The sequence below is a fragment of the Kribbella monticola genome (genome assembly GCF_003261635.1).
Classification (GTDB): domain Bacteria; phylum Actinomycetota; class Actinomycetes; order Propionibacteriales; family Kribbellaceae; genus Kribbella; species Kribbella monticola.
The window spans coordinates 240,215-263,544 of the sequence record NZ_QFXK01000035.1; the positions used below are offsets into that span (position 1 = coordinate 240,215).

The window sequence follows — 23,330 nt, forward strand, 5'->3', positions numbered from 1 at the left end:
GAAGGACGGCAGAGCGGTGGCGGGCGGACGGGCCCACCACCGCTCCGCTCTTGCCGGGATCAGAAGTTGCTCTTGACCTGGTCGATGATCGTGAAGACGGCCAGTGCGCCGAAGGCGAGGAAGCCGAACAGCATCACGCCGGCGCGCAGCGGGGTGATCCGGATCGACCGGGGCAGCGCGCGCGAGTTCATCCACCACAGCAGGCCGGAGTACACGAACATCATCGTGCCCGCGGTGCACGCCGAGATCACCAGCAGTACCAGCGGCTGGGTCAGCCCGGCCAGCAGGACCAGGATGCCGAAGGCAACGAGTCCCCAGACCAGCCAGAAGTAGAGCTTGGACTCGGTCACCTTCGAGGTCCGCAGGTAGCGCGACTTGATCATGTCCGAGGCCAGCCGGGAGGTGTAGTCGACGATCCCGGCCGCGGCCGCGAACAGCGAGAACGCGCCGATCGCCCAGAACAGGTAGCCGAACCAGCCGCCCACCAGGGACTGCAGGGTGACGCCCTCGATCTTGAGGAAGCTGATCTTGTTCTGCACCGCGGGATTCCCGAACAAGGTGGCGTGCGCCAGCATCGAGGTGAACAAGATGGTGACCACGGTGATCCCGACGAACGTCATCGCCTGTTCGAGGTTCGCGAACTTCCACCAGCGCCGCCAGCGGGCCAGGTTCGCCTGGTCGGGCGGGAAGGTGTAGCCGTTCGCCGTCGGGTCCGCTTCCTCCTCGCCGGTGACCGGTGACGTGAGCCGCGGGACATGGACGCCCATGCCGAAGCCCTTGTCCCGGATCCAGTTGCTCTGGCAGAGGTTCTGGCCGCCGCCGGCACCGGCGTACGCGATCGCGCCCATCATCAAGGCGAAGCCGAGCTGGTCGACCGGGAATTGCGGCTGGGTCACAGCGTCGCCGAGCGCGCTGTAGGTCTTACCGCGGATCGCGAAGATCAGCGCCAGCACGACGAGCAGCGCGACGGCCGCGATCTTGACGAAGATGAGCCGCTCGAGCATCACGTAGACGACCGGGGCCAGCGTCAGGATCGCGCCGATCACCAGCAGGATGCCGATCGCGATCCAGCGCGGGTCGCCCGCGCCGAACAGGTAGGTGAGCATCGAGGCGGAGCTGGTCGCCCAGCCGGGCCAGAGATTCGCGAAGTACGTCATGATCGCGAAGAACAGGCCCCAGTGCTTACCGAACCGGTTGAACCCGGTCAGGGCCGTCTCGCCGGTGGCCAGCGTGTACCGCTCGATCTCCATGTTCAGGAACCACTGGACGACGACGCCGACGACGGCGCCCCAGAGGAAGACCAGGCCCACCTGGGACGAGATGTACGGCCAGAGGATGAACTCGCCGGACGCCAGCCCGACGCCGGCGCCGACCATGCCCGGCCCGACGATCCGCCAGGTCTGGCTCGGTGGTTCGGGCAGGTCCCGGACCTGCGGTGCGGGCAGGTTCTTGGTCGGCAGGTTGAAGCTTTCCTGAGCTGGACTGCTGTGGTGATCCGCTGATCTGGTGTCTGCCATGGGCTCCTCGCTCCCGGTCGACCCCCGGTTGGGACCCTAGCGAACGACCGCCACACCGGCGACCCGACAGCCGTGTCCGCGGGAACACCTGGTCCGGCTCGGAAGGCGGCCCGAAGCGCGCGCCGAGCTGGAGTGACTCTCCAGCTCGGACCGCGGAGTGGGGCGGGTCAGCGGGCGAGTGGTGGTAGGTCGAAGGCGTCGTTCGAGCTGCGGAGCAAGGCGATCGATGCTCCGGCGAAGCCGATCGCGGCGACGACGAGACCGGCGCCGGCGGCGAGGTGACCGGGCATGAAGGGATGGGTGAAACCACCGACTGCCAGCGCGATCCCCATCCAGGCCGGAGCCACCCGGCTGCGCCACAAGGCGATCCCGAGCAGCAGCAGCCCGAACGTGACGGCGAGGATGAACAGCAGCCCGCCGATCATCTCGGTCGGCTGCTTCTCCGTCGCGTCCGCGAACTTCTCCATCGTCGCGGCGTCCAGCCCGTCATGAACGACCAGGTACTCCGGCCCGACCACTCCCGGCAGCAGGAAGAACCCGGCGCTCATCCCGCCCACCGCGAGCAGTCCGCCGGCGGTGGCCAACCGAGGCGCCGTACGCCGTGCTGCCCAGGCCGCCGCGAACATCGCCGGGATCAGCAGGAAGAACGGCACCTGCAGCCACTGCATCAGCTGGAAGCGCCCCGGATCCGCGGTGACCGCGGCGAGCGTGGTCGCGAACGGCGCGTCCCCGTCGACCGGGCTGAGCAGGTAGTACAGGCCCATGAACAGCATCGGAACCGGCGCGACCACGGCGAGCAGGACCCGCCAGAATCCGCGGACGTCGCGTGCTGTTTCGGCCTTGGTCGTCAAGGTGGTGTCGGACATCGGTGGCTCCTCGAGCAGGAAAGCGAATGTGTCCGGATCAGCGTCGGCCGCCGTTGCCCCTGATCGGCAGGTGCGCGGCCCAGGGCGGAGGTGAGAAACCTTCCTGGATGATCTAGGGGTGCGCCCCTACGCGATCGTGGGCCGCCGGGCTGATGATGAGCAGATGAGGGAGGCGGCCAGCAGCGGCAGACGCCGTACGGGGGATCTCCGTACTGCGGCGTCGGTGCTGCTGGCGGTCGCGCTGGTCGAGGTCGCCGGAACCGTGATGGCTTCGGCAGCGTCCGGCTTGAGCTGGGCCCGCCTCGCTGACCTGTTCGTGGTCTCGAACGCTGCCATCGGCCTGGCGTTGGCGCTGGCCGGCTGGCCGATCGCGTACTACCGCCCGCGGAACCTGGTCGGCTGGTCGTTGCTGCTGGGCGGTTGCTTCTACGGCTCGACCGCCACCGGCCTGAGCATCCTTGCCTGGTTGGGTGAACCGACCACTGCGTGGCGGGTGTTCGCGACGATCACGAACGCCGGCTGGAGTCCCGCGCTCGCGTTCTTCATCCCGTTGACACTGGTGCTGTTCCCGGACGGACGGCTGCTGAGCCGCCGCTGGCGGTGGCTGGTCGTCGGGCTCGTGGTCAACGCGCTGGTCTGGACCGCCGCCGCGGTGCTGGATCCGCTCGGTGGCCTCACCGCTGAGGTCGGCATCCCGGGGTACCCGGCTCGCCCGGACCTCGGGCAATTCGAGGCGCTCGGCGCCATCGGTGGCGCCGGCCTGGTGATCAGCTTCTTCGCTGCGTTGGTGGCGCTCGTACTGCGCTACCGCGGTGGCGCGGAGCGGATCCGCCGGCAGATCCTCTGGTTGTTGCTCGCTCTCCTCATCATCGTTGCCTGCTTCGGACTCGAGAACCTCTCCGGCTCCGAGTCGCTGCTGTTCGGCGTACTGCCGATCCTGTTGATCCCGCTCGCGATCGCGATCGCCGTCCTGCGGTACCAATTGCTCGACATCCGCCTGGCCGTCTCGCGCTCCGTCCTGTATCTCCTGCTGACCAGCGGTGTCGTGACGGGCTACATCGGCTTGATCGCGCTGCTCGACCGGACCGTACGCCGGGAGGTGTCGCTCAACTCCTCGGTGGTCGCGACGCTGGTGATCGCACTGGCGTTCAATCCCGTCCGGGTCTGGCTCCAACGGCTGATCCATCGGGCCTTCTACGGTGCTCGCAAGGACCCGGTCCGGGCGATCGCCGAGGTCGGGGCGCAGATCGGCGCGGCCGGCGGGCTGACCGGCGTACTGGCTGCGCTGTGCCGGGTGATGCGGTTCCCGGCAGCGGTGATCGTTGTCGGCGGCAACCAGCTGGCGACGTACGGCGAACTGCCGGCGGCCCGGCACGCGATCGAGCTGAGGTCGGGGGAGGACCGGCTCGGCGAGCTGGTGATCGGCTTGCGGTACGGCGAGTCGAGCCTGAACCAGGCCGACGAGCAGGTGCTGACGTTGCTCGCGGCCCCGTTGGCGGTCGCCGTACAGGCTCGCGGGCTGGCCGACGAGTTGCGGGACTCCAGGGAACGGATCATCAGCGGCCGGGAGGAGGAGCGGCGGCGGATGCGGCGCGATCTGCACGACGGGCTGGGGCCGGTGCTGACGGCCGTCGTGCTGAACGCGGATGCGGCCCGGCGCCTGATCGAGACCGAGCCGGAGCGGAGCGCGGTGCTGCTCGCGGACCTGCGCGATCAGACGATCGGCGCGATCGAGGAGATCCGGCGACTCGTCTACGCGCTGCGGCCGCCGGCGCTCGACGGGCTCGGCCTGCTCGGCGCGCTGCGCGAGTACGCCGCTATGGCGACCCATCGCGCCGACGGGACCGCGTTGAGCGTGATCGTCGACGCTCCACTCACGCTGGCCGAGTTACCGGCCGCGGTCGAGGTGGCCACCTACCGGATCGCCACCGAGGCGCTCACCAACGTGATCCGGCATTCCAACGCGACGGCCGCCGCCGTACGGCTCAGCGTCGAGAAGGACGTACTGCGGTTAGGTGTCTGCGACAACGGGATGAGCGCGGAGACCGGGTGGCAACCGGGGATCGGGCTCACCTCGATGAAGGAGCGGGCGGCCGAACTCGGCGGGGAGTGCGAGATCCGCTATGGTCCGGCCGGGTGCACAGTGGACGTCGTACTGCCGCTGGCGGAGGGGGCTCGTCGATGAACGTGCGGATCGTGGTCGCGGACGATCACGGCATCGTCCGGGAGGGTCTGGGCGCGTTGCTCTCGGCCCACCACGGTTACGAGCTGGTCGGTACGGCGGCGACCGGCGCGGAGGCGGTCCGGGCCGCGGTGACGCTGCGCCCCGACGTCCTCGTGATGGACATCCAGATGCCGGAGCTGACCGGTATCGAGGCGACCCGGGAGATCACGAAGGTCGCCCCCGAGGTGGCCGTGCTGATGCTGACCATGTTCGACGACGACGAGTCGGTGTTCGCGGCGATGCGGGCCGGGGCGCGCGGGTACGTGCTGAAGGGAGCCGCGCCGGACAACGTGATCCGCGCGATCGCCGCGGTCAGCGCGGGCGAGGCGATCTTCGGGCCCGGGGTCGCACGACGGGCGTTGTCGTACCTGTCCGGGCCGCGGCCGGATCAGCCCGCGTTCCCCGAACTCACGCCCCGCGAGCGGGAGGTCCTCGACCTGATCGCCGCCGGCCTCGGCAACGCAGCGATCGCGAGCCGGCTCCGGCTCGCGCCCGCGACGGTCGGCAACCACATCACCAACATCTTCGCCAAGCTCCAGGTCGCGGGCCGCGCCGAAGCCATCATCCGGGCCCGGACGGCCGGTCTGGGCGAGGGCTGACCTGCCGGCTGGCACACTCCTGGGTGTGGACGGGACTGTGACGGCGTTGGTGGCTTCCTACGCGCCGGACGCGGGCGCGGTCACCGCACCCGCGTACGTGCGGCTGGCAGAACTGGCCGACGCCCTCCCGGACCGAAGGCTCGTACTACGCAACGCCGCCTGGCCGGTCGTGTTGTTCGACGACCCCACCGCCGCTGTCGCCGCAGCTCGCGTACTGCGTGAGCAGGCAGCCGCGATTCCCGCGGGGCAACTGCTCCGGATCGCCGTACACACCGGCGTAGCGCAGCAGGCAGCGGTCCGCCATGCCGAGCAGGTGAACGAGGTCGCCAATCCCGGCCAGACCCTGTTGACCTCGCTCGCTGCCGAAGCCGTTGACGATCCGGTCGATCTCGGCGTCCACCGGCTTCGGGATCTCGGCGCCGGCGAGCGGTTGTTCGCGTTGCCGGAGGGTGGACTGGAGGCACCTCGCTCGCTGGCGCGAACGGCCAACAACCTGCCGGTGATGTTCACTTCTTTCGTCGGACGCCGGGCCGAGCTGGGGGCGATCACGACGCAACTGGCGTCAAGCCGGTTGATGACCTTGAGCGGTCCGGGTGGGACCGGCAAGACCCGGCTGGCGGCTCAGGTCGCAGCCGGATCGGCGCAACGGTGGCCCGACGGGGTGTGGTGGATCGACCTCGCGGCGGTGACCGACGGCGGGTTGCTGCCCGAGTTGGTGGCCTCGACCATCGGCGTACCGGTCGGTGATGTTCGCTTGCTGGCCGGGCAGTTGCGGGAGCGGAAACTCCTGCTCTGCTTGGACAATTGCGAGCATCTACTCGATCCGGTCGCTGAGCTCGTGATCGCCCTGCAGAGCTCGTGTCCGGAGATCACTGTACTGACGACGAGCCGGGAGCCGCTGGACATTCCAGGTGAAGTCGTACGCCGGGTGCCGCCGCTGACGGTCAGTGAAGGGCCGGAGCTGTTCGCCGAGCGGGCCGGCGATGCATTCGTCGCGGACGAGGTGGACGCCGAGGCGATCTGGTCGATCTGCCGCCGGCTGGACGGGATCCCGCTGGCGATCGAGTTGGCGGCTTCCTGGCTCCGGACATTGACGCCGCGGCAGATCGAGGCGGGGCTGGACGACCGCTTCGGACTGCTGGTGCGGAACACGCGTGGGGTCGCGGCCCGGCAGCAGACGCTGGCGGCGTCGATCGACTGGAGCTACGACCTGCTTGACGATTCCGAGCGAAAGGTCTTCCGGCGGCTCGCGGTGTTCTCGGGTGGGTTCACGTTGGCTGCGACGCAGGCCGTCTGCGATGACCCCGCAGTACTGGAGACGCTCGGGCGGTTGGTGGACAAGTCGCTGGTGGTGGCAGAGGAGGAGCGGTACCGGCTGCTGGAAACGATCCGCGAGTACGCCGGTACGCGGCTGGCCGAGAGTGGTGAGCTGGAGCAGGTGCGCGATCTCCACCTGGACTACTTCCTGCACGTCGCCGAGGCGGCCGAGCCGCTGCTCGACGAGAACCGGGACGCCTGGCGTGCCGTGATCGAACCGGATCGCGACAACTACCGCGCCGCCTTGGAACACGGGCTCGCCGACGACGGGGGGACCGAACAGGGGAGACGATTGGCCGCGGCTCTGCCGTGGTTGTGGAATCTCGGGGCCACCGGACCGGAAGGCATCGGGTACCTGCGGCGGGCGATCGGCTCCGCGCCGGACGACAGATCGTTGCTGCAGGCAAGATTGTTGTACGGGTATGCGACGGTGGCCGACACGGCCAGCCCGTTCGAGTTCGACGCCGCCGAGCGCGGACTCGAGCTCGCCACCGAGCTCGGCGACGACCGGCTCCGCGCGCGCTGCCTCGTGATGGTTGCTGTGGGCAAGATCTTCACCGACCTTCAACAGGCCTGGGACTACGCCGGAGAGGGCGCTCAGCTGGCCGAGTCGATCGGCGACGACAGCGCGCGGGACGCCAACCTCGCGCTGCGGTGTCAGCTGCTGGTGATGTGGGATCGCCACGAAGAGGCACGCCCGCTGCTGGAACTTGCCGCGGCCGGCCTGCTGGCGCGAGGCGAGCGCGGAATCGCGGCCAGCGTGCTCACCCTGCTCTCGGGTAGCCAGGCGGCGACCGGCGAACTGCTGCCCGCGATCGCCACCGCCGAGCAGACCTTGGCGGTCGCCGAACCGCTCGGAGACTTTCATCGGGTCGGGATGGCGCGAGCCCAGCTGGCGATGCTGCTTGGCAGGAGCGGGCGGATCGACGCAGGCTTGGCGTTGCTCGAGCCGTTCGTGCGGCTGGTTGCGGAGGCCGGCGCGGTGGTGCCCGGCCTGAGGTATGCGATGGGCGAGCTGCAGTTGTGCGCCGGTGAGTTCGAGTCGGCGATCGGCTGGCTACGGCAGGACACCCCGACCGAGGGGCCGATCGCCGAGACCTACGTCCCCGCGATGATGCTTCCCGCGCTCGGGACGGCGCTGCGTGGCGCCGGTCGCGCCGAGGAATCGGCGGCCGTCCTCGACCGCGCGGTGCGGCTCAGTCGGCGTTTCACCCTGCCGCGCCCGTTGGCGGACGCACTGGAGCAGCAGGGCTACCTGGCGATGGAGGCCGACCCGGACAAGGCGGCCGACCTCTTCCACGAGGCGCTGACCCTCCGCGTCGACCACGGCCTACGCCTCTACTGGCCGGACAGCCTGAAGGCGCTGACCGCGTTGGCCGAGCACACCAACCGCCCACTCGACACCACCCGCCTGGCCGAACTGAGCCTCGACGAAGCGGTCGCCTACGTACGCCGTACGCGTGGCTCCCGCGGCCGCCCGTCCACCGGCTGGGCCAGTCTCACCCCGACCGAACGCGAGGTGGTCGCGCTGGCCGTCGAAGGCCTCAGCAACCCCGAGATCAGCGCCCGGCTCTACATGAGCCGTGGCACCGTCAAGACCCACCTCGCGCACGTCTACGCCAAGCTCAACGTCGCCAATCGCACCGAACTGGCCGCCCTCGCCGCGACCCGCCCGGACTAGCCGCCCGGGCCGGCGCGTGTGCGACCACCCGGACTAGCTGGGCTGGTCGGCCTTGGCGAGTTTGCTCGGCCACCAGATGTTCCGGCCGATGTCGTGGGACAGAGCCGGGACCAGCAGCGACCGGACGATGGTGGTGTCGAGCAGGACGCCGAAGCCGACCATGAACGCGATCTGCGCGAGGAAGAGGATCGGTACGACGCCGAGCGCGGAGAAGGTGGCCGCCAGGACGACCCCGGCGGAGGTGATCACGCCGCCGGTGACGGCCAGGCCGGTCAGGATGCCCGGCCGGGTGCCCTGTTCGATCGACTCCTCCCGGACCCGGGTCATCAGGAAGATCGAGTAGTCGATGCCCAGGGCAACCAGGAAGACGAACGCGTAGAGCGGGATCGACGCGTCGGCGCCGGGGAAGTCGAAGACGTGGTTGAAGACCAGCGCGCTGATCCCCACGGTCGCGCCGAACGAGAGCACGTTGCAGACCACCAGCAGGATCGCCGCGACGACCGAGCGCAGCAGCAGCATCAAGACGACGAAGATCACCGCGAGGATGGCCGGGATGATCACCTTGAGGTCGCGGTTGCTCGCGTCCATCACGTCGAGGTTGATCGCGGTGTTGCCGCCGACCAGGACGTCCGGGCTGACCTGGTCCAGCTCGGTGCGCAGGTGCTTGACCACCTTGGTCGCCTCGGGGGAGTCGGCCGCGACCTTGAGGGTCGCCTGCACGAGCACTTTGCCTTCGACGATCTTCGGTGGGACGCCCGGTGCGGTCGAGGCGGACGCGGACGCGACCCCGTCGACCTTCATCGCGGTCTGGACGACCCGGGCGGCCTGGTCCTCGGTGGTGAGGATCTGCACCGGCGTGCCGGAGCCGGCGTCGAAGTGCTTGGCCAGCTCCTCCTGGCCGGTGACGGACTCGACCTTGTTCAGGAACAGGTCCTCCTGGGAGATGCCGTGCGCCTTGAAGGTCGGCAGGAAGGCGCCGCAGGCGATCAGGGCGAGAGCGGAGACAGCCCACACCTTGCGCGGGCTGCGGCCGACCAGGCCGGAGACGCGGCCCCACAGCTTGCGGCCGCCGACCTGGTCCTTGGCATGCACGTGGTCGACGCGGGGGATGGCCGGCCAGAAGATCCGGCGGCCGAAGGCGAGCAGGATCGCGGGCAGGAACGTCATCGCAGAGACCAGGGCGCCGGCGATGCCGATGGCCCCCACCGGGCCGAGGCCCTTGGTGCTGCCGAGCTGGGACAACAGCAGGCAGAGCAGGCCGAGGATCACGGTGGCCGCGCTGGCGGCGATCGGCTCGATCGAGGCCCGCCAGGCGACGCGCATCGCTTCGTACTTGCTCTCGTAGTCGTGCAGTTCTTCCTTGTACCGCGAGACCAGCAGCAGCGAGTAGTCGGTGGCGGCGCCGACCACGAGGATGAACAGGATGCCCTGACTCTGGCCGTTCAGCTCGATCACGTTGTTCTTGGCCAGTGGATAGACCACCGACGCCGCGAGCGCGAGCCCGAAGACCGCGGTCAGCAGGACGGCGATCGGCAGCACCGGGCTGCGGTAGACGATCAGCAGGATCACGAACACGACGGCCAGCGCGACGCCGAGCAGGATCCCGTCGATCCCACCGAAGGCGGTGACGAAGTCCGCGAACACGCCGCCCGGTCCGGTCACGTACACCTTCAGCCCGGTCGGCGTGAGCGACTGTTTGATCTCGCCGCGCATCTCGTCGGCGACGGCGAACAGTGCGGTCTCGCCGGACTTGACCACCTCGGTGAGGCGGTCGCTGTTCAGCTCGAGGGTGATCAGCAGCGCTTTCTTGTCGGCCGACGGGATGATGATCTTGGCCGGCGCGGACAGGTACTGACTGATCGTCTTGCCGTCACCGAGGTCGAGCGACGGCACCTTGGCGAGGAAAGCGTTCGCCTTCGCCAGGTCGGCGGGGGTGATGCCGCTGTCGCGCTCGATCAGGACGAAGTACGGCAGGGCCTTGGAGTCGACGAACTTGGCCGACTCGTTGTTCACCAGCGTGGACTCCGCCTGCTTGGGCAGGAAGTTCGCGTTGTCGTTCTCCTGGACCTCGCTCAGCCGGCCGACCGTCGGGCCGCCGATCGCGCCCAGCAGCAGCCAGCCGATCAGTACCGCCGCGATCCCCGCCCGCCACGCCCAGCGCCGGTTGTTCCGCACCCTCGTCCCCTATCCCTCGGTTGACGGCACAGTACCCAGTCGTACAGACCACACCGGGAACCGGTCACCCGGTTGTGAAGACTCCGCCGCCGCTCCGGCGTCGTCAGCGCGCCCGCTGCCGCTGACCCCGGCCCGCGCCGACTTCTCTCACCGGCCCGCGAGCAGTGTGCGGGAGCCGTTTCGGCGGCGTAACAACGAGATGACCGCTCGGAAACACCCCGGTCATAGCTTCTTGAGCTAATCGGACAGGTCGAATGATCGGAGACGAACGATGACGCTCGAGGCACGACCTGGGGTGGCTCCGCTGGAGCGGACCGGAGCGGTAGGCACGGTCGAAGCACCCCGCCGGGGCCGCTGGATCGACGTCTGGGACCCCGAGGACGCCGGTTTCTGGGCCGAGAAGGGCCGCAAGGTGGCCCGGCGCAACCTGTGGCCGTCGATCTTCGCCGAGTTCCTGGGCTTCTCGGTGTGGCAGCTGTGGAGCATCGTGGTGGTGTCGCTGCCGGCCGCGGGCTTCGCCTACAGCACCGACCAGATGTTCTGGCTGGTCGCGCTGCCGAGCCTGGTCGGCGCCACGCTGCGGCTGCCCTACACGTTCGCCGTACCGAAGTTCGGCGGCCGCAACTGGACGATCGTGTCCGCGCTGCTGCTACTGATCCCGACCTCCGGCCTGGCGTTCTTCGTCAGCCGCCCGGACACCCCGTTCTGGCTGATGGCGCTGGTCGCGGCCACCGCGGGCGTCGGCGGCGGCAACTTCGCCAGCAGTATGACGAACATCTCGTTCTTCTTCCCCGAGCGGGACAAGGGCTTCGCGCTCGGGCTGAACGCGGCCGGCGGCAACCTCGGCGTCGCCGTCGTCCAGTTGTTCGTGCCGATCGTGATCGTCGCCGGTGCCGGACTGACGCTGAACCGCGCTGGCCTGATGTGGCTGCCGCTGATCCTGCTGGCCGCCGTCCTGGCCTGGCGGGTGATGGACAACCTGTCCGCCGCGACCTCGTCGTTCCGCGCCTCGATCGCGGCGGCGAAGCGGCCGCACACCTGGGTGATCTCCTTCCTCTACATCGGTACCTTCGGCTCGTTCATCGGCTTCTCGGCGGCCTTCCCGCTGCTGATCAAGACGACGTTCCCGCACATCACGGTGGCCCACATCGCCTTCCTCGGCGCGCTGGTCGGCTCGGTCTCGCGGCCGTTCGGCGGCAAGCTGGCCGACCGGATCGGTGGTGCCAAAGTGACCGTGGCGGCCTTCGTGGTGATGGGCATCGGCATCCTGTCCGCGATCGCCGCACTGCACTCCGGCAGCTTCACCTGGTTCCTGCTCAGCTTCCTGGTGCTGTTCGTGGCCAGCGGCGCAGGCAACGGCTCGACGTACCGGATGATCCCGGCGGTGTTCCGGCAGACCACGCTCGATCTGGACGGTAAGCCGGAGCCGGTCCGGGCCCGGCGGGAGGCGGCGGCCTGTATCGGGATCGCCTCGGCCATCGGCGCGTACGGCGGCTTCTTCGTACCGCGCGGCTTCGCGATGTCCACCGGGCACTACGGCTCGCTGGTACCGGCCCTGTACAGCTTCTGCGGCTTCTACGTCGTCTGCCTCGCCCTCACGTACTTCTGCTACCTGCGTCGGGGTGGCCCGCTCAGCCAGGAGCGCGTGTGACCGCTGTAGACACTCACTGCCCGTACTGCGCTCTGCAGTGCGCGACGACTCTGCACCCGGTCGAGAGGCCGGGTGCAGTGGCCGTGCAACCTCGCGAGTTCCCGACGAACCGGGGTGGCCTGTGCCGCAAGGGCTGGACCGCGCCCGAGGTGCTGACGGTGCCGGACCGGCTCACGAAGCCGCTGGTCCGCAACGCCGCCGGCGATCTGGTGGAGACGAGCTGGGACGAGGCACTCGACTTCGTTGCCGACCGCATCCGCTCGCTGCAGACGGCGTACGGCGATGACTCGGTGGCCGTGTTCGGTGGTGGTGGTCTCACGAACGAGAAGGCGTACGCGCTCGGCAAGTTCGCCCGGGTGACGCTGCGCACGTCGAATGTCGACTACAACGGCCGCTTCTGTATGTCGTCCGCTGCTGCTGCGACGAACCGCGCCTTCGGCATCGACCGGGGTCTCCCTTTTCCGCTGACGGACCTCCGGACCGCCGGGGCGATCCTGCTGGTCGGCAGCAACATCGCCGAGACGATGCCGCCCGCCGTCGCGCATCTGGACAGCGCCCGGGCGGCTGGTGGCCTCCTGGTTGTCGACCCACGCCGTACTGCGACAGCGGGACTCGTGGACGAAGGAGCCGGCGTACACCTGCAGCCAACGCCCGGTACTGACCTGGCCCTGGTGCTCTCCCTGACGCACGTGGTGCTGCAGGAGGGACTGGCTGATACTGCGTACCTGCAAGAGCGGACTGACGACCCTGACGGCCTGTTCCGGTCCACGGCCGGCTGGTGGCCGGAGCGCGCCGAGCGCGTGACCGGCGTACCGGCTGTCACCATCCGGCAGGCAGCACGGCTCCTCGCCGCAGCTGCGCCAGTACACGGTGGTGCTGGAGCCTTCATCCTCACCGGACGTGGAGCAGAGCAGCACAGCAAGGGCACAGACACCGTCACCGCCTGCATCAACCTGGCTCTCGCACTGGGCCTGCCTGGGCGACTCGGAAGCGGCTACGGCTGCATCACCGGTCAGGGGAACGGCCAAGGCGGCCGGGAGCACGGGCAGAAGGCAGACCAGCTACCGGGCTACCGCAGCATCGCGGACCCCGCAGCACGCGCCCACGTGGCCGGTGTGTGGGGAGTGAACCCGGACGACCTGCCGGGCCCGGGCCGGAGTGCTGTCGAGCTGATCAACGCCCTCGGTACGCCGGAAGGCCCGCGCGCACTCCTGGTCCACGGCAGCAACCTACTGGTCTCCGCGCCGCGGCTCGCCTCAGTGCGAGAGCACCTCGCCGCACTGGACCTTCTCGTCGTCGCGGACGTCGTTCCGTCGGAGACCGCCCTGATCGCCGATGTGGTCTTCCCGGTCACCCAATGGGCCGAGGAGGACGGCACGATGACCTCGCTGGAAGGACGCGTACTGCGACGCCGGGCGGCCGTGACGCCGCCAGGCGAGGTGCGCAGCGACCTCGCCATCTTCGCAGGACTGGCCGAGCGGCTCCGCCCGTCGACCCCGTTCTCCACGGATCCTGCCGAGATCTACGAGGAGCTTCGCCTCGCCAGCGCGGGCGGCATCGCGGACTACGCCGGGATCAGCTGGGCGAGGCTGGACGCCGACGAGGCGCTGTTCTGGCCCTGCCCGGACGAGAGTCACCCAGGCACGCCACGACTGTTCGCCGACAGCTTCGGTACGCCGGACGGCCGGGCGCGCGTGATCGCGGTCGACCATCGTCCGGTGGCGGACGACCTCCGTGGCGAAGCGCCGTTCTACCTGGTGACCGGACGTCTGCTGCAGCACTACCAGAGTGGTGCGCAGACTCGCCGGGTCGTCGAACTGGCCGAGGCCGAGCCCGAGGTGTTCGCCGAGATCCACCCGCGGATCGCCGCCCAGCTGGGAGTCTCGGACGGGCGGCCGGTGCGGCTGACGACGGCGCGGGGATCGATGGTGCTCCCGGCGCGCGTGACGACCGACGTACGGCCTGACACGGTGTTCGTGCCGTTCCACTTCGGTGGCGAGGGCAGCGTGAACGAGCTGACCAACGATGCGCTGGACCCGGTCTCGAAGATGCCCGAGTTCAAGGCCTGCGCGGTCGAACTGGCCGCCGCATCCCTGTCCGCAAAGGGGATTCCGGCATGACCGAACGCGTGGTGATCATCGGCGCGGGGATGGCGGGCACCCGGCTCGCCCAGCTCCTCGACGGCCGGTACGACGTACAACTGCTCGGCGACGAAGGCTTCTACAACCGCGGCCGCCTCACCGAGTACGTCGCGGGTCGCGCGGCGGAACCCGTTGTTTCCAAGGCGAATCCGACCACGGCCGTGGCGGTCGATCGCGCAGCCAAGGTCGTGCTCGCCGAAGGTGGCCGGCGGATTCCGTACGACCGGCTCGTGTTCGCGACGGGTGCCGAGCCGGTCGAGCCACCGGCGGTCAAGGGATTCCGCACGTTGCGGACCGCCGAGGACGCGATCGCGATCGTGCAGGCGGCCGAGCACGTACGCCGGGCGGTGGTCCTCGGCGGCGGCGTACTCGGCGTGGAGACGGCCTGCGCCTTGCGCGAGCGTGGGGTTGCGGTCACCTTGATCCACGACGGTGAATCCCTGCTGGGCAAGACGATCCGGGCAACGGCCGGCCGGCGGATCACCAGGGCCGTTCGCCAGCTCGGCGTCGAGGTGCTGCTGAACACGACCATCGCGAGCACCGACGTACGGGATGGGCGGTTCCGGTCCGCTCAGCTGACCGGCGGTGAGGTTGTCTTCGGCGAGTTGCTGATCGCTGCCTGCGGGGTCGAACCGCGGGCGGCGGTGGCTGCGGCGGCGGGGCTTCCGATCGGGACGACCGGCGGGATCATCGTTGATCACACGTTCACCACTCCGGTCGACCCTGACGTGCACGCGATCGGCGACTGCGCGGAGTACGAAGGGCGGACGACCGGAACCGTGGCCGGCGCCTGGGACCAGGCGGAGATTCTTGCGCGCCACCTGGCTGCCGAAGAGGTCGAGTCGGGACCGGGCGATGAGGTCATCCGGCTGACCGCCGGGGGGCTGGACGTGCTGGTGCTCGGGGTTGAAGCCTCGGGTGGAGAGGTCGTTCAGCTGGACGACGACAAGCGATTCGTACGGGCGGTGATCCACGACGGCGTGGTGCGGTCCGCGGTGGTGGTCGGGGCGCCGGAGGTGGCGGCCGAGTTGGTGCTGCTGGCGGATCGGCGTACGCAGGTCGCTGCCGATCTGTTGTTCGCGGCCCCCGAGACACCGAAGAAGCGACAACTGACCGTCTGCCGGTGCAACGGCGTGACGCGGGCTGCCATCGAGGCGGCCTGGCAGGCGGGTGCCGACAGTGTGGCCGGCATCGCGGCGAAGACCAGAGCGACCACCGGGTGCGGCAGCTGTACGGGGGCTGTCGGCAACCTTCTCGACCGGCTCCGGCGCGGCGAGAGCGAACCCGTCCCGACCAGGAGGGCAACCATGACAGAGCTGAACAAGGCCCGGCACTTGGTGATCGTTGGTGGCGGCATGGTCGCGCACCGGCTGGTGGAGGCGTTGCGCTCCCGGGACACCGCGGTGAACTGGCGGATCACCGTGCTCGCCGAAGAGCCGCGGATGCCGTACGACCGGGTGGCGCTGACCAGCTACTTCTCCGGTCGTGACCCGCAGGACCTCTCCCTCGGCGACCCCGAGCTCTGGGACGACCCGGCCGTCACGTTGCGCAAGGGCGTCACCGTGACCGCGATGGACGTCGAGGCCAAGACGGTCCGGACCTCGCGCGACGAGGTGATCGGGTACGACGAACTGGTGCTCGCCACCGGCTCGTACGCCTTCGTGCCGCCGATCAAGAACAGCGACGTGAACGGCTGCTTCGTCTACCGCACAGTCGACGACGTCGCGGCTCTGCGCGTGTACGTCGAACGGCTTCGGGCCGAGGGCAAGGACGTCAACGGAGTCGTCGTCGGTGGTGGTCTGCTAGGCCTCGAGGCGGCGGGTGCGCTGCGGGCGCTGGGTGCGAAGACCAAGGTGGTCGAGTTCGCACCGAGGCTGATGGCGTTGCAGGTGGACGAAGGCGGCGGCAGTGCGCTGGCGCGGCTGATCCGCGATCTCGACATCGAGGTGCTGACCTCGACCCAGACGACCCGGGTGAAGACGACGTCGCAGGGCGCTGCCAAGGCGATGGCCGTTGCCGACGGCCCCGATCTGCCGGCCGACGTGGTGGTCTTCGCCACCGGGGTCCGGCCGCGCGACGAACTCGGTCGCGCCAGCGGCCTGGAGATCGGCGAACGCGGCGGCGTCGTGGTCGACGACACCTGCCGTACTTCGGTGCCGGGCGTCTGGGCGATCGGCGAAGTGGCCTGCATCGAGGGTCGGGTCTGGGGCCTGGTCGCGCCTGGCTACGCGATGGCCGAGATCGTCGCGGACCAGTTGCTCGGCGGCGCGGCGACCTTCCCGGGCGCCGATTCGTCCACCAAGTTGAAGCTGCTCGGTGTCGATGTCGCCAGCTTCGGCGACGCTTTCGGTGCAACCGAGGGCGCGCTCGACATCGTGTACGCCGACCCGGTCGCGGGTGTCTACAAGAAGCTGGTGCTGTCCGACGACGCGCGGACGCTGCTCGGCGGGATCCTGGTGGGCGACGCATCGGCGTACTCCGGGCTGCGCCCGATGGTCGGCCGGCAACTGGGAGCCGACCCAGCGTCGTACCTGTTGCCGGAGGGCTCGCAGCCGGTGCAAATGGAGCTGCCGGACGACGCTCCGGTCTGCTCCTGCAACAACGTCTCGGCCGGCACGATCCGGTGCGCGGTTCGCGACGAGGGTTGCGGGGACCTCAAATCGCTGTGTGGCAAGACCAAAGCCGGTACCAGCTGCGGTTCCTGCCTGCCGATCGTGAAGAACCTGCTGAACTCCGAACTGGCCGCGGCCGGTGTCGAGGTCAGCAAGGCCCTCTGCGAGCACTTCGCGTTGTCCCGCGCGGAGCTGTTCGACGTCGTCCGGGTGACCGGGCTGCGGACCTTCAGCGAGATCGTCGAGCGGCACGGCACCGGTCGCGGTTGCGACATCTGCAAGCCGGTGGTGGCCTCCATCCTGTCCAGCCTCGACCCGGCCGGGCACGTGCTGGACGGTGAGCGCGCGACTCTGCAGGACACCAACGACCACGTGATGGCGAACATCCAGAAGGACGGCACGTACTCCGTCGTCCCACGGATCCCCGGCGGCGAGGTGACGCCGGAGGGCCTGATCGCGATCGGCGAGGTGGCCCGGGACTTCGGGCTGTACACGAAGATCACCGGCGGCCAGCGGGTCGACCTGTTCGGAGCCCGGATCGAGCAGCTGCCTGCGATCTGGAAGCGATTGGTCGACGCCGGCTTCGAATCGGGGCATGCTTACGGCAAATCGCTGCGAACCGTGAAGTCCTGCGTCGGTTCCACCTGGTGCCGGTACGGCGTCCAGGACTCCGTCGGGATGGCGATCGCGCTGGAGCTGCGGTACCGCGGGTTGCGGTCGCCGCACAAGCTCAAGCTGGGCGTCTCGGGCTGTGCCCGGGAGTGTGCGGAGGCGCGCGGCAAGGACGTCGGCGTGATCGCCACCGAGAACGGCTGGAACCTGTACGTCGGCGGCAACGGCGGGATGACGCCGCGGCACGCGCAGCTGCTCGCATCGGACCTGTCCGACGAACAGTTGCTGCAGGCAATCGACCGGTTCCTGATGTACTACATCCGCACCGGCGACCGGCTGCAGCGGACCGCCGTCTGGGTGAACGAGATCGAGGGCGGCCTGGACCACGTCCGCGACGTCGTGCTGAACGACAGCCTCGGCATCGCGGCCGACCTCGACGCAGCGATGGCCAGCCACATCGACTCCTACGTCGACGAATGGCAGGCGACCTTGCAGGACCCGGAGAAGCTGGCCCGGTTCGTCTCGTTCGTGAACGCCCCGGATCAGCCCGACGCCGACCTGCGCTACGTGGTCGAACGCAACCAGCCGCGGCCGGCCACCCCGGCAGAACGCGGACAGATGGAGCCGGTCCTGCTGGCCGGCCCCCGACTGGAGGTACGCCGATGAACACCCTCACCGCCGTGGCGGTCTGCTCCTATGACGTGTTGCTGCCCGAACGAGGTGTCGCCGCGCTGATCGGACAGCGGCAGATCGCGCTGTTCCGGACCCACGACGGCGCGGTGTACGCGCTGGACAACCACGACCCGGTCAGCGGCGCCAACGTGATGTCCCGCGGCATCGTGGGCAGCCGCGGCGACGTACCGACCGTGGCGTCGCCGATGTTCAAGCAGGTGTACGACCTGCGTTCCGGGCAGTGCCTGGACGACCCGGACGTGGCGATCCCGGCCTACGAGGTACAGGTCGTCGACGGACAGGTCCTGGTGAGTGCCGGTGATGAATAGGCCGGGCCCGCTGAGCGGTTGCACGCTGGCGGTGACCGCTCATCGCCGGGCCGACGACCTGATCGCCTCGTTCGAACGCCGGGGCGCGAAGGTGCTGCACGCGCCGACCCTGCAGATCGTGCCGGCACCGGACGACCAGACCCTGATCGAGGCGACCCGGCGGGTGATCGCGAACCCGCCGGACGACGTCGTCGTCACGACCGCGGTCGGATTCCGCGGCTGGGTCGAGGCAGCGGACACAGCTGGGTTGGCGGCGGATCTGCTCAGCACCCTGGAGCAGTCGCGGCTGCTTGCGCGTGGGCCAAAGGCGCGTGGAGCGATCCGCGCGGCCGGGCTGGTGGAGCACTGGTCCGCTCGGTCGGAGACGACGGCCGAGGTCGTCGAATGGCTGCGGGACCAGGGGGTTTCGGGGCGCAAGATCGTCGTACAGCTGCACGGTCTGTCGGATCCGGCGTTGATGGATGCGTTGCGGTCCGCGGGCGCCTCGGTGCGCGGGCTGGAGGTCTATCGCTGGGGACCGGCGCCCGATCCAGCCGCGGTCGAGCGGGTGATCGGGCAGATCTGCGCCGGCGCGGTGGACGCCGTCGTCCACACGTCGGCACCTGGTGCACAGGCGTTGCTGGATGCTGCCGTCCTCGCGGGGCAGTACGACGCGTTGGTGACGGCGCTTCGGACCGGGCGCGTGCTCAATGCCTGTGTCGGGCCGGTAACCGCTGCGCCGTTCCAGGCGTTGGGGCTGGAACCGTTGGTGCCGGATCGGTACCGGCTCGGCGCGCTGATCCGGATCGTGACCGATCGGCTGACCGATGACAACGCGCGCTCGATCGAGACGGCCTTCGGGCAGTTGGTGATCCGCGGCGGCGCAGCGGTCCTGGACGGCGAAGTGCTGCCGCTGGGACCGGGGCCGCGCGCAGTACTGGCTGCTCTGGTTGCGGCTGGTGGAGATGTGGTGTCGAGACCGGACCTGCTGGCGGTGCTGCCGGGTGCGGAGGACGTCCACGCCGTCGAGGTGACCGTCAACAGACTCCGTACTGCGGTCGGCCGGCCTGAGTTGGTGCGAACCGTAGTACGCCGCGGCTATCGCCTGGCCGTCGAACCAGTGGGGATGACGACATGAGCTTGCAACCGACTCGCTTCGGCGGTGGACCGGCTGGTGCCTGGGACGCCGCTCCGGATCTGATCGCGGCCGCACACGGTACGGCCGACCCGCGCGGCATCCGCACCGTGCACGCCCTGGTTCGCGAGATGGCCCGGCAGCGGCCGGAGATCCCGATCTCGCTGGGCTTCGTCGACGTCGACGAACCGGCTCTCCCTGGGCTGGTCGACCGAGTCGTTGCTGACAGCAACCAGGCGGTCGTCGTACCGCTCCTGCTCAGCAGCGGCTACCACGTCGCCGTGGACATCCTCGGCCAGGCCGCACGCCACTCGCAGGTGACCGCCGCAGCCGCCCTGGGGCCACACCCGGTCCTGGCCGACATCCTCGCCGACCGCCTCGGAGACCTCAGCGCGATCGACCACGTCGTACTCGCGGCGGCCGGTTCCTCGAACCACCGAGCCCTGCTCGACTGCTCGGCCACCGCCGCCCTTCTCGCCGAGCGCATCGACCGCCCCGTCGAGGTCGGCTACGTCTCCGGCGCCGGCGAACGACTCGCCTCGGTCCTCGCCCGCACCCCCACCCGCACCGCCGTAGCCACCTACCTGCTCGCCCCCGGCGCCTTCGCCGACCACATCCGCCGCCTCTGCCGAAACCACCCCGTCACCACCCCCCTCGGCCCCGACCCCCGCCTGGCCGCCCTGGCCCTGACCCACTACGACACCGCCCTCAGAGCGCACACTGGATCGCCTAACGGCTCACTGCGTTTGGCAGATTAAACCCGTGTCGTTGCAAGCCCCTGACAAATAGGCTCGCGCTCATGACCGACGACGACTGGAGGGACGGCGGGTTCAGGCAGCGTCGGCCCTCGGTGGAGACTCTCGCCTGGGTCGCGGCGTCGATGGGTCGGGGCAGTCGCATCGTTGGCTATCGCCGAATGACCGGCGGCGTCTGCTCAGCCGTGCATCGGGTGACTGTCGAGCGACGTGGGGTGCGAACGTTCGTCGTACTGCGGCAGTATCCGGGCGGGCTCGGCCTGCAGGAGCCCTTGAAGCAGGAGATCGCCAACCTCGGTGTGGTCGTGGGAAGTGGGCTGCCGGTTCCGAGCATTCTGGCTGCTGATGTTGCTGGTGCCTCGACGGGTGGTGCGCCGTCGTTGCTGATGACACGGTTGCCGGGGCATGTTGACCTCAATCCGGCGGAACCTCGGTCGTGGCTGACGAGGATCGCGGAGCTTGCTGTTCTGGTGCATTCCCTCGATCTCCCCGCGAAGACGTTCAGACCTTGGACGGATTCCTGGATCGCTCCGCTGGACGGGTTTCAGCTGCCGGTCGACGCACAGAAGCCGGCTGTATGGAAGGCGGCGTTCGGTGTCATGACGGCGCCGCCGCCCAAGGACACTGCCGTCTTCCTGCACTGCGATCTCCTGCCGGTCAACCTGCTGTGGTCGCGCGGGCGAATTACTGGGCTGACCGACTGGAACTCCATCCATCGGGGGTCGCGCGCGATTGACGTCGGACACTGCCGGCGATACCTGACGGCGCTCTATTCGCCCGAGTGGGCAGAGCAGCTTCGGTCGCTCTATGAGTCGATCGCCGGGGTGACTCTCGATCCGTGGTGGGACCTCTATGCGCTGCTGCACTATGACGACAGCGCGTCGAAGTGGATCCGTGGTCAGGTCGCTGGGCGCCGTCCCGTCGATGTGCCCGGCATGACCGCGCGGATCGAGGTCGCTGTCGAGACAGCGCTTCGGCGGCTCGGATAACCGGCGTGGCGTTGTTCGGCCTTTTGGGTGTTTAGGTTTCTGTTGTGTCTGTTCATGCTTCTGCTGAGAATCCGTTCGCGTCGCTCGGGAGCGGTCCGCGGCGACCGTTGCTGACTGCTGTGGTGTTCGGGGTGACGCTGGTTTGTGGGGTCGCTCAGTTGGTGCATCGGCCGTTGTACGAGCAGGTGGCGCGGGACGCGGGGCGGATCGACGACGGGCAGTGGTACCGGCTGGTCACGGGCATGTTCTTCCAGGACACGTGGGGGTGGGGGCTGGTGTCGAACCTGGTGTGGCTGGCGGTGTTCGGCGTTCTCGCGGAGCGGGTGTTCGGGCGTTGGCGGTGGCTGGTGCTGTACTTCGGGTGTGGGTTGTTCGGCCAGTTGATGAGTTACCTGTGGCTCAAGCCGGTCGGTGCGGGGAACTCGATGTGCACCGTCGGGCTCATCGGTGCGCTGGCCGCAGTCGCGATCGTGGCCCGGCGCCGGTACCGCGTAGTGCTGCCGCTGCGACTCCGGATCACCGCGTACGCCGTACCGGTGTTGGCCGTGCTCGACACCGCCCTCCGCGACAACCACGGACTGCCTTGCCTGCTGGGGTTCGCGCTGGGCTTCCTACTGCTCCCATCGAAAAATGGGCCGGATCTTTCCGATCGGTTGTAACCCTGCGAGGCCTCCGGTGAGTAGATGAAGGTAGGACCGGAGGAGGGGGACTGATGGGTAAGCCTGGATGGGAAGGCGACTACGTCGACTTCTTCGTCGCCAGGGCTGCCGGGTTGCGGCGTACGGCGTACTTGATGTGCGGCGACTGGCAACTCGCGGAAGACCTGGTGCAGACCACCTTCGTCCGGCTCTACCAGCACTGGCCGCGGGTCAGGCGGGAGACGGCGGATGCGTACGCGCGGCGCATCCTCACCAATCTCTTCCTGTCCCGGCGGAAGAAGTCCTCTCGCGAGCAGGTGACCGAGGACGTCCCGGAACGACCCGGGCAGCACGACACCGACCACGAGGTGGGCGACCGGATCGACCTGGCCCAGGCAATGGCCGGCCTGTCCGACCGGCAACGCGCCATCGTCGCCCTCCGGTTCGTCGACGACCTGTCGGTGGCGGAGGTGGCCGAGCTGCTCGGCATCGCCGAAGGCACCGTGAAAAGCCACTCTGCTCGCGCCCTGCAGACCTTGCGGGCCGTCCTCGGGACGCCCACAGACCTCGAAAGGCCGCTGACATGACCGAAGACCGCGCAGTACGGGAAGCACTTGGCAGCTATCTCGAACCAGAACCTCCGATGGCCCTCACCGTCGACACCATCCTCACCGCCGGCCGAAGGCGCCGGCATCTTCGTCAGACCGCCGTCGCGGCCATGGGCGGCGTGACCGCGGCGGCCGTTGCCTTTGGCATCTATGCCGCCCAGCCGCCGGCCGAAGCGCCGGTCGCCGCCGCGCCAAGCGCGTCCGCGCCGGGTACCCAGGACGACCCGAACCGGCAGGTCCACAATCCGGTGGCCGCCCTGATCCAGGCGCGAGTTCGAGCCGCGTTGCCGAAGACGTCGCTCACCCTCGACCAGATCTACCCCAGCGACTGGAACCACGACGTGGCGCTGCCGCCCGACCAGGCCGCCAACGCGACGGACTGGCAGGCGCTCTACACAGCCGGCTCGAACAAGCACGAGTTCTGGGTGGGTGTCTTCGTCTCACCGCCGAGCCAGAAGCCGACCGAAGCCGAACTCCGCAACAGTTGCCGGCGCCTGGGCGGTCCCACGAAGTGCTCGTACGTGATCAATCCCGACGGCAGCATCCTCCTCCGCCAGATCCGCGCCACAGCCGACGGCATCTGGGTCCGCACCGTCAACCACCAACGCCCAGGCGACCGAGAGGTCACCGTCCAGGAACGCGTCCCGGCCACCTCCCTCACCGACGCCCTGAAGAAGTGGAGCATCCCAGTCCCCACCCTCGACCACCTCGCCACGGACCCCCAACTGAAGATCCCAGAACCCAAGGTCCAACCACCGCTCCCGACCGAGAGCTGAGCTGGAAACTTCTCGTCGCCATTTGCAAACTTCTTTCCGGCGAAGGCGAAGGCG

At 69.1% G+C, this 23,330-nt stretch carries 16 protein-coding genes; 13 read left to right on the plus strand and 3 right to left on the minus strand.

The window, feature by feature from the left end; translation table 11 throughout:
- Nucleotides 1-59 precede the first annotated feature (59 nt).
- A complete protein-coding gene (locus tag DIZ26_RS27160) occupies nucleotides 60-1,517 on the minus strand; it encodes an Nramp family divalent metal transporter (RefSeq protein ID WP_112246514.1) in 1,458 nt (485 codons plus the stop codon).
- 167 nt (nucleotides 1,518-1,684) lie between these two features.
- A complete protein-coding gene (locus DIZ26_RS27165; protein ID WP_112246516.1) occupies nucleotides 1,685-2,383 on the minus strand; it encodes a hypothetical protein in 699 nt (232 codons plus the stop codon).
- A gap of 163 nt (nucleotides 2,384-2,546) precedes the next feature.
- Between DIZ26_RS27165 and DIZ26_RS27170 the strand changes: the two genes are divergently transcribed.
- The 3 genes from DIZ26_RS27170 to DIZ26_RS38400 are packed head-to-tail and all read left to right on the plus strand — an operon-like array spanning nucleotide 2,547 to nucleotide 8,204.
- Entirely contained in the window at nucleotides 2,547-4,568 is a 2,022-nt protein-coding gene (locus tag DIZ26_RS27170) for a sensor histidine kinase (RefSeq protein ID WP_112246518.1), read from the plus strand.
- Nucleotides 4,565-5,206, plus strand: coding sequence for a response regulator transcription factor (locus DIZ26_RS27175; protein ID WP_112246520.1), 642 nt, complete (start codon nucleotides 4,565-4,567; stop codon nucleotides 5,204-5,206). Before DIZ26_RS27170 ends, DIZ26_RS27175 begins: the two co-directional genes overlap by 4 nt.
- Nucleotides 5,207-5,231: 25 nt before the next feature.
- The gene (locus DIZ26_RS38400; protein WP_157979827.1) at nucleotides 5,232-8,204 is read left to right on the plus strand and encodes a helix-turn-helix transcriptional regulator; all 2,973 of its coding nucleotides are present in this window, start codon (nucleotides 5,232-5,234) and stop codon (nucleotides 8,202-8,204) included.
- A gap of 33 nt (nucleotides 8,205-8,237) precedes the next feature.
- Here DIZ26_RS38400 and DIZ26_RS27185 read toward each other — a convergent pair whose 3' ends face one another.
- On the minus strand, nucleotides 8,238-10,379 hold the full coding sequence (locus DIZ26_RS27185) for an MMPL family transporter (protein WP_112246524.1): 2,142 nt from the start codon (nucleotides 10,377-10,379) through the stop codon (nucleotides 8,238-8,240).
- Between the two features lie 271 nt (nucleotides 10,380-10,650).
- On the opposite strand from DIZ26_RS27185, the gene DIZ26_RS27190 reads away from it, so the two are divergent.
- The 10 genes from DIZ26_RS27190 to DIZ26_RS27235 are packed head-to-tail and all read left to right on the plus strand — an operon-like array spanning nucleotide 10,651 to nucleotide 23,276.
- Nucleotides 10,651-12,030 carry an MFS transporter gene (locus DIZ26_RS27190; protein ID WP_112246527.1) on the plus strand — a complete coding sequence of 460 codons (1,380 nt, stop codon included), beginning with the start codon at nucleotides 10,651-10,653 and terminating at the stop codon, nucleotides 12,028-12,030.
- On the plus strand, nucleotides 12,027-14,150 hold the full coding sequence (locus DIZ26_RS27195; protein WP_112246529.1) for a molybdopterin oxidoreductase family protein: 2,124 nt from the start codon (nucleotides 12,027-12,029) through the stop codon (nucleotides 14,148-14,150). Before DIZ26_RS27190 ends, DIZ26_RS27195 begins: the two co-directional genes overlap by 4 nt.
- On the plus strand, nucleotides 14,147-18,061 hold the full coding sequence (nirB, locus tag DIZ26_RS27200; RefSeq protein ID WP_112246531.1) for a nitrite reductase large subunit NirB: 3,915 nt from the start codon (nucleotides 14,147-14,149) through the stop codon (nucleotides 18,059-18,061). The genes DIZ26_RS27195 and nirB overlap by 4 nt, the downstream gene beginning before the upstream one ends.
- The gene (nirD, locus tag DIZ26_RS27205; protein WP_112246533.1) at nucleotides 18,058-18,396 is read left to right on the plus strand and encodes a nitrite reductase small subunit NirD; all 339 of its coding nucleotides are present in this window, start codon (nucleotides 18,058-18,060) and stop codon (nucleotides 18,394-18,396) included. Before nirB ends, nirD begins: the two co-directional genes overlap by 4 nt.
- Nucleotides 18,389-19,513 (plus strand): uroporphyrinogen-III synthase, encoded by a 1,125-nt coding sequence (locus DIZ26_RS27210; RefSeq protein ID WP_198676328.1) that lies wholly within the window; start codon nucleotides 18,389-18,391, stop codon nucleotides 19,511-19,513. Before nirD ends, DIZ26_RS27210 begins: the two co-directional genes overlap by 8 nt.
- Nucleotides 19,510-20,268 carry a sirohydrochlorin chelatase gene (locus tag DIZ26_RS38650; RefSeq protein WP_112246535.1) on the plus strand — a complete coding sequence of 253 codons (759 nt, stop codon included), beginning with the start codon at nucleotides 19,510-19,512 and terminating at the stop codon, nucleotides 20,266-20,268. Before DIZ26_RS27210 ends, DIZ26_RS38650 begins: the two co-directional genes overlap by 4 nt.
- Before the next feature lie 41 nt (nucleotides 20,269-20,309).
- Nucleotides 20,310-21,254, plus strand: a complete 945-nt coding sequence (locus tag DIZ26_RS27220; protein WP_112246537.1) for a phosphotransferase family protein — start codon at nucleotides 20,310-20,312, stop codon at nucleotides 21,252-21,254.
- 44 nt (nucleotides 21,255-21,298) lie between these two features.
- On the plus strand, nucleotides 21,299-21,913 hold the full coding sequence (locus DIZ26_RS27225) for a rhomboid family intramembrane serine protease (protein WP_112246539.1): 615 nt from the start codon (nucleotides 21,299-21,301) through the stop codon (nucleotides 21,911-21,913).
- Between the two features lie 53 nt (nucleotides 21,914-21,966).
- Complete coding sequence (locus DIZ26_RS27230; RefSeq protein ID WP_112246541.1) at nucleotides 21,967-22,479, plus strand: SigE family RNA polymerase sigma factor; 513 nt, start codon at nucleotides 21,967-21,969, stop codon at nucleotides 22,477-22,479.
- Nucleotides 22,476-23,276, plus strand: coding sequence for a hypothetical protein (locus DIZ26_RS27235; RefSeq protein WP_112246543.1), 801 nt, complete (start codon nucleotides 22,476-22,478; stop codon nucleotides 23,274-23,276). Before DIZ26_RS27230 ends, DIZ26_RS27235 begins: the two co-directional genes overlap by 4 nt.
- The last annotated feature ends 54 nt before the right edge of the window (nucleotides 23,277-23,330 follow it).